6 protein-coding genes are annotated in these 7,270 nt (G+C 48.0%); 5 read left to right on the top strand and 1 reads right to left on the bottom strand.

Going from position 1 to position 7,270, the window contains the following annotated elements; translation table 11 throughout:
• Positions 1-205 precede the first annotated feature (205 nt).
• From VN105_RS05125 to egtD, 5 genes are all read left to right on the top strand, one after another.
• Positions 206-1,594, top strand: coding sequence for a mercuric reductase (locus VN105_RS05125; protein WP_325638583.1), 1,389 nt, complete (start codon positions 206-208; stop codon positions 1,592-1,594).
• 34 nt (positions 1,595-1,628) lie between these two features.
• Complete coding sequence (locus VN105_RS05120) at positions 1,629-2,564, top strand: ABC transporter ATP-binding protein (RefSeq protein WP_325638581.1); 936 nt, start codon at positions 1,629-1,631, stop codon at positions 2,562-2,564.
• Between the two features lie 9 nt (positions 2,565-2,573).
• Positions 2,574-4,142: an ABC transporter permease/substrate-binding protein gene (locus tag VN105_RS05115; protein WP_325638580.1), complete on the top strand. Its 1,569-nt coding sequence runs from the start codon at positions 2,574-2,576 to the stop codon at positions 4,140-4,142.
• A 12-nt stretch (positions 4,143-4,154) separates the two neighbouring features.
• Entirely contained in the window at positions 4,155-5,306 is a 1,152-nt protein-coding gene (gene egtB / locus VN105_RS05110) for an ergothioneine biosynthesis protein EgtB (RefSeq protein WP_325638579.1), read from the top strand.
• 68 nt (positions 5,307-5,374) lie between these two features.
• On the top strand, positions 5,375-6,364 hold the full coding sequence (egtD, locus tag VN105_RS05105) for an L-histidine N(alpha)-methyltransferase (protein WP_325638578.1): 990 nt from the start codon (positions 5,375-5,377) through the stop codon (positions 6,362-6,364).
• 55 nt (positions 6,365-6,419) lie between these two features.
• On the opposite strand, the gene VN105_RS05100 is transcribed toward egtD, so the two are convergent.
• Positions 6,420-6,890, bottom strand: coding sequence for a DinB family protein (locus VN105_RS05100; protein WP_325638576.1), 471 nt, complete (start codon positions 6,888-6,890; stop codon positions 6,420-6,422).
• Positions 6,891-7,270 lie beyond the last annotated feature (380 nt).

The following is a 7,270-nucleotide window of genomic DNA, read 5'->3' as shown; positions in this document are numbered from 1 at the left end:
TTTTATAATAATTAAGGGAGATATTTAATAATCAGTGTGCCCCCCGCAAAGACATCCGCTATAATAAAACACAGCATAAAAAAACTCAGGGAAATCATTAAAATCAGCGTAATCAGTGAGTCAGACAACCTTCGCGGCTTTATTCGCAAAATTTGCTTACTTTTCATTGGTATAATCTTTGGCCCCGCATTCTAAATCTTTCCGTATGCAGAAATTTGACGCCATCGTAATCGGATCAGGCCAGGGTGGAAACCCGCTGGCAAAGAAAATGGAAGAAAAAGGCTGGAAAACCGCTGTCGTTGAACAACGATATCCCGGCGGTACCTGCATCAACGATGGCTGCACGCCTACCAAGGCAATGATCGCGTGCGCAAAAGTTGCACATACCGTTTTTCATAGTAAAGACTGGGGCATTCACAGCCACGGATTCATGGTAGACCTTCCCTTTATTGTAGCCCGGAAAAATAATATCGTCACAGAATTTCGAGAGGGAACCGAAAAAGGGTTACAATCCAAAAACGTTACGCTCTTTATGGGCACAGCTGCGTTCACCGGTAATAAAACCATTACTGTTACCGGGCATAAAGGAGAGGAAACTATCTTAACTGCAGATCATATTTTCATCAATACCGGCACCAAACCGTTTATCCCGCCTATACCCGGACTGGCGGAAGTGCCTTACCTCACCTCTACCACCCTGCTCGATGAAGTAACCATCCCTAAAGAACTGATCGTTTTGGGCGGCAGCTACGTCGCGCTGGAAATGGGACAACTCTATCAGCGTTTAGGCAGTCACGTTACCATCATAGAAACTGCTTCCCAACTGGTATCGAAGGAAGATCCCGATGTGGCAGCCGTGATTAAAAAAATGCTGGAATCGGAAAATATGCAGATCCATACCGGTACACAGGCAACCCATGTGTCTGTGAGCGGGAAGAAGATCAGTGTGGATATCACCACCGGCAACGACCGTGATACTATAACAGGTACGCATATACTGGTAGCTACCGGCCGTACCCCGCAAACTGCAGCACTGCAGTTGCAGCAAACCAATGTGGTTACCGATGAAAAAGGATTCATCCGGGTAAACGACCGGCTTGAAACCTCCGAACCAGGCATCTATGCCATCGGCGATGTAAAAGGCGGTCCCGCATTTACACACATCTCCTATAACGATCATCTTATTATTTATAAAAACCTTTTTGAAAATGCAAACGTTGGTATAAAAGACCGGCAGGTTCCATATTGCATGTTCACCGATCCTCAACTTGGCCGCATAGGGCTCACAGAAAAAGACGCGAAGAAAGAAGGCATCCCGTTTAAAGTAGCCTGCCTGAGTATGGATAAAGTGGCCAGGGCTATAGAAACCGGGCAAACACGAGGATTTATGAAAGCCCTCGTGCACGAACAAACCAATAAGATCCTGGGAGCTGCGATCATTGGCACAGAAGGCGGCGAAATCATGTCTATGCTGCAAATGGCCATGCTGGGCAACATCACGGCCACGCAGCTACGTGAAATGGTGTTCGCTCACCCGCTCTATGCGGAATCATTAAACAATCTCTTTATGACATTGGAGAAACCAGCTCCATAATGAGCAATTTTTTCCACAATCTGATATATACAGGATGATTAAACTGGTACATGTTTCCAAATTTTTTGGCCCGGGAAAAAAAGCGGTAGATGATATTTCCTTTGAAGTAAAGGAAGGGGAAACACTTGTGCTGCTTGGCACCAGCGGCTGTGGGAAAACCACTACCCTGCGCATGATCAACCGCCTGCTGGAAGCCGACAGCGGCCAGATCTTCGTCAACGGGAAAGAAATACAAAAATTGCCCGGGGAAATGCTCCGTCGCAATATTGGCTATGTACTGCAAAACACCGGGTTGTTCCCGCACTATACGGTGAGTGATAACATTGGCCTGGTGCCTTCATTGCTTCAATGGGATAAAAAACGTATCCACGACCGGGTGATCACGCTGATGGATAAACTCCATTTGCCGGCTACCTACGCCACTGCATATCCGCAACAACTCAGCGGCGGACAACAACAGCGGGTGGGCCTGGCCCGCGCACTGGCAGCAGATCCGCCGGTGCTGCTGATGGACGAACCGTTCGGTGCACTGGATCCCCTCACCCGCATCAGCGTCAGGAAAGAATTTAAATCGCTCGATGAGATCAGTCACAGAACCATCATCCTCGTAACGCATGATGTGGAAGAAGCCTTCGAACTGGGGCACCGCATCTGCCTCATGAATGAAGGACGCATCCAGCAATTAGGTACGCCGGCTGAACTGATCTTCCACCCGGTAAACGATTTTGTAAGATCCTTCCTTGATCCGCAACGGCTGCAGCTGGAACTGAAATCGCTGCACATAAAAGACCTCTGGCAATGGCTACCAGCAGCCACCACAGCGGCAGGCGGGCAATTAACCGCTGCCAGCACCTGCTGGGATGCATTGGAAGCCATCACACATGAACCGGTTACGGTAGTATATGAACAGGAACAAAAAATGATTGACGGGAATGGACTGATGGAGGCAATAGCTGCCTATAAAAATTAATACAACGGCATGGAATCCACCGAAACCTTATTTGAATTTGTACAACAACAATCCGGTAAACTGCTGGAACAAACCCTCACGCACACCGGGCTTACCTTTATATCCGTGTTGCTGGCCGTGGCTATAGGCGTACCTGCCGGTATCCTTATCACCCGGAAAAAAAGACTGGCAGCACCGGTACTCGGCTTTGCCGGCGTAATGCAAACCATTCCGAGTATCGCCTTACTGGGATTCATGATCCCGCTGCTGGGAATAGGCCCTAAACCTGCTATAGTGGCTTTGTTCCTGTACGCGCTGCTGCCTATTGTCCGCAATACCTACACCGGTATCATTGGAGTAGACAGCAATATAACGGAAGCCGCTACCGGCATGGGAATGAGCCGGCGGCAAATGCTGCTGAAAGTACAACTGCCACTGGCCATGCCGGTTATACTGGCAGGCATCCGCACGGCTACGGTGATCAATGTAGGCGTAGCCACGCTGGCCGCGTATATCGCCGCAGGCGGGCTCGGGGAATTTATTTTCGGCGGCATTGCCCTGAACAATACCAATATGATGCTGGCAGGCGCTATCCCGGCGGCTTTACTGGCATTGCTGTTCGACTGGCTCCTGTCGCTCCTCCAGCATATCAATGTCCGCAAAGCCCGCAAAACATTATACGCACTGCCTGTTGCCTTCCTGCTCCTCTCTTCGTTCTACCTGCTGCCGGATACCTATAACGGTAAAATGCTGGCAGGATTTACCCCCGAATTTATGGGCCGGAAAGATGGTGATCTGGGGTTAAAATCTGTTTATGGCCTGCATATCCGCACACTCGTGATCAGCGATATGATCATGTATAAGGCTGCCTATGAAAAAAAACTGGATGTGATCAGCGGCAGCAGCACAGATGGCAGGGTAAAAGCATTTGACCTGGTAGTATTGAAAGATGATAAACATATTTTTCCACCGTATTATGCAGCTCCCATTGTACGGGAAGAAACGCTGCAAAAGTACCCCGAACTGGAGCCGGCGCTCAACCTGCTGGTTGGTACAATTAATGATAGTATCATGACGGAATTAAACTACCGCGTGGACTATCTCAAACAAAACCCGGAAAAAGTGGCCAAGGATTTCCTCGTCGCCAAAAACCTCTGGAAACCCGCCGGCAAAGGCGATAAAGGCAGCATCCGGATCGGCTCAAAAATTTTTGGCGATGGCTATATCCTCGCAGCAATGTATAAAATCCTGATAGAAGGCCATACCGGTCTTGCTGCAGTTACCAAAACAGGATTAGGCGGTACAAAGATCGTATTCGACGCTTTGGTAAATGACCAGATCGACATGTATCCTGAATATACCGGCACCGGGCTGCTGGTATTACTCCAGGCGCCGCAACAGGTAACAGACAGCATTATCAGCAACAGCCGTAAAGTATACGATTATGTAAGTGCTGCATTTGCAAAGCAATACCATATCAAATGGCTGCAGCCCATCGGTTTTAATAATACCTACGCATTGATGATGCGCAGAACAGCAGCACAGAAGCTCCATATCAAAAGTATCTCGGATTTTACTAAATATGTGAATCAACAGTAAGCACCTGTAATTATGTTACTGAAAGAACAATATGAAACAGTACGGCGGAGAAGCGAAAAGATATGCGCCCCGCTAAAAACGGAAGACTATGTAGTGCAGCCTGTAGTGGATGTAAGTCCTCCTAAATGGCACCTCGGGCATACCACCTGGTTCTTTGAAACCTTCATCCTCCTCCCTAACGCTAAAGGTTATACGGTATTTGATCCGCAGTACAATTATGTATTCAACAGTTATTACGAGTCGGTGGGCGCAAGGGTGATCCGTACCAACCGGGGTAACCTGAGCAGGCCGGCTGTGGAGGATATTATGCGTTACCGGAAATATGTGGATGATGCCATGATGGATTTTTTGGAAGATGAACTGTCGCCGGAGCTCCAGGAGCTGTTTATTCTCGGCCTGAACCATGAAGAGCAGCACCAGGAACTGCTATATACCGACATCAAGTATATCCTCGGGCATAACCCGCTGTTCCCTGCATACGATATTCATCATAAAGATGTTCCTGTGGTGAACAATCCCGGGGATCCGTGGTTAAATATACGTGCCGGTGTATACGATATCGGTTTTGCAGGTGATGGATTTTGTTTTGATAATGAACTGGGAAGGCATAGCGTATACCTGGCAGATTATAAGATCAGCACAGCACTGGTAACGAATACGGAATACCTGGACTTCATCCAGGCCGGCGGCTACCGGGATTTCCGTTACTGGCATGCCGAAGGATGGGATTGGGTAAAGAATAACCAGGTAACCGCGCCCATGTACTGGTATAATATTGATGGGAAATGGATGCATTATACCTGGCAGGGGCTGCAGCCTTTAATGCCCGATGCGCCCGTTACGCATATCAGCTACTACGAAGCGGCTGCATATGCCGCCTGGAAGGGACAACGGCTGCCTACGGAGTTTGAATGGGAAGTGGCCGCACGACAACTATCATGGGGCTACCGCTGGGAATGGTGCGAAAGCGCCTACCTGCCCTACCCCGGCTTTGCGAAGGCGCCCGGCGCCATCGGAGAATATAACGGAAAATTCATGATCAGCCAGATGGTGCTGCGCGGTGGCTCAGAGGTAACTTCTCCCAACCACAGCCGCATCACTTACCGTAATTTTTTCCATCCTTCACTGAGATGGCAGTTTACCGGGATAAGATTGGCAGGATGATTGAGACACCGTTATGAAAATTGATCCGGATCTTCAAAGATCTACATTCAGTATATCAAAAAATAAGTATGACTGTAATTCCAAGTGTGCTTGTATCAGGCAGGTGCAAACCAGCCACCGGTATATTCTATCATGATGTAGTGCAGGGCCTTAGCGCACCGCAGAAATACCTGGACCCGAAATACTTTTATGATGCAGCCGGAGACGCGCTCTTTCAGCAGATCATGCAATGCCATGAATACTACCTGACGGGCTGCGAAATGGAAATCCTCCGCGAACAATCCGCGCAAATAGTACAGGCGTTACAGTTATATGCCGGCGAATTTGATGTGGTGGAACTGGGCGCAGGAGATGCCACAAAATCTGTTCATCTGCTCCAGCAGCTGATCAGTAACGGCATCGACCACACGTATTTCCCGATCGACATATCCGCCAATGTAATTACCCAGTTGGAAAAGCACCTGCCCGCACAGGTGCCCGGCCTGCAAATGCATGGGCTGAACGGGGAATACTTCCATATGCTGCAACAGGCCAATAAGGTAACTGCCAAAAAGAAGGTGCTGCTTTTTATGGGTGCCAATATCGGCAACTTCAGTGTGAGCGCCGCCCGCAGCTTCTGCCAGCAGCTACGGCAATACCTGCAGCCCGGCGACCTGCTGCTGACCGGCTTCGATCTTAAAAAACACCCGCAGGTGATCCTGAACGCCTATAATGATTCCGCCGGCATCACCCGCGCATTTAACTTTAACCTGCTGCAACGTATCAACAGGGAATTGTACGCAGATTTTGACATGACGAAATTTGAACACTTTCCTACTTACGATCCCGTTACGGGCGCATGTAAAAGTTACCTGATCAGCCTGGAAAACCAACAGGTGCATATCGGGGAAGATGTAACCATCCACTTTAAGGAAAATGAATCCATTTATATGGAAATTTCGCAGAAGTACAGCCTGGAAGAAACAGACCAGCTGGCAGCCTTTGCCGGCTTCAAACCAGTGGCCCGCTTCTTCGATCATAAACACTGGTTCACCGATTGTTTGTGGAAATGTATTTAATGCGTGGCGCCCGGCAAATGCCGGGCACTACCCACAAATTTCACCCCGAATGTATCTAATGCCAGGCGTTCAGCATTCGCCTGAGCGCCACAATTTCACCGGTATGATAACTGGTGTGATCCAGCAATAATACGGCTTCCCGGAATAAATGCTGCCCGCTGCCATATGGAAATGGCGCAAACAGATCATCACTTTGCTCCAGCAACTCAATAAAAGCATGCAGGTCCTTATCCACCTGCTCCACGCTGTGTTTCCAGGCAGCATCGTTCGCAGGAGCTGTTTCCTCCGGCCAGTAAGCCTTCGGCCACTCGATCTCTTTATAGTCCGGGTTCCTGGAGAAATCAAGGATATCGTACTGCGTGATCCTGATATGTTCTACCAGTTGCCAGATACTGTATGGCATGCCCTCAGGCACTACCCCCCTGAGATCAGCAGGCAATTTCTTTATCGAATCGCTGAAAGTTACGTGTGCATTAGCTTTGAGCAACATGTCCTTCAACGATTTTACTAACGGAGCTGTGTTCATAAAATAGTAATTTAATTTTTATTACCAGGATTCGTAGAATAGAAAATAAGCTCATCAAAAAATACTCCAGTAATCATCTCTCTGTAATTGTAAATAATTTGTTAATCACGTTATCTTATTAATAATTATTTAACCAGAAGAATAATGTTTTAATCAGAAAGACAATGTTTGGTATTGATTAACGGAACGGGAATGGTTCAATGCGATATTGTACCGAAATTAACCAATATCCTCGCATGGCAAAATACTACGCATTATCGTTAACCGTATTTCTGATAGGAGTTCATTTCACACTTTCAGCTCAAAGAGAAATAAAAGGTCATGCGTACGATAAAGATACCAGGAAACCCCTGCCGGCAGCCAATGTGCTGCTCTATACC

This window comes from Chitinophaga sp. (assembly GCF_035564935.1).
In the GTDB taxonomy this organism is placed as follows: Bacteria; Bacteroidota; Bacteroidia; order Chitinophagales; family Chitinophagaceae; genus Chitinophaga.
The sequence above is the reverse complement of the archived record's forward strand: the minus strand, read 5'-3'. Positions and strand labels throughout refer to the sequence as shown.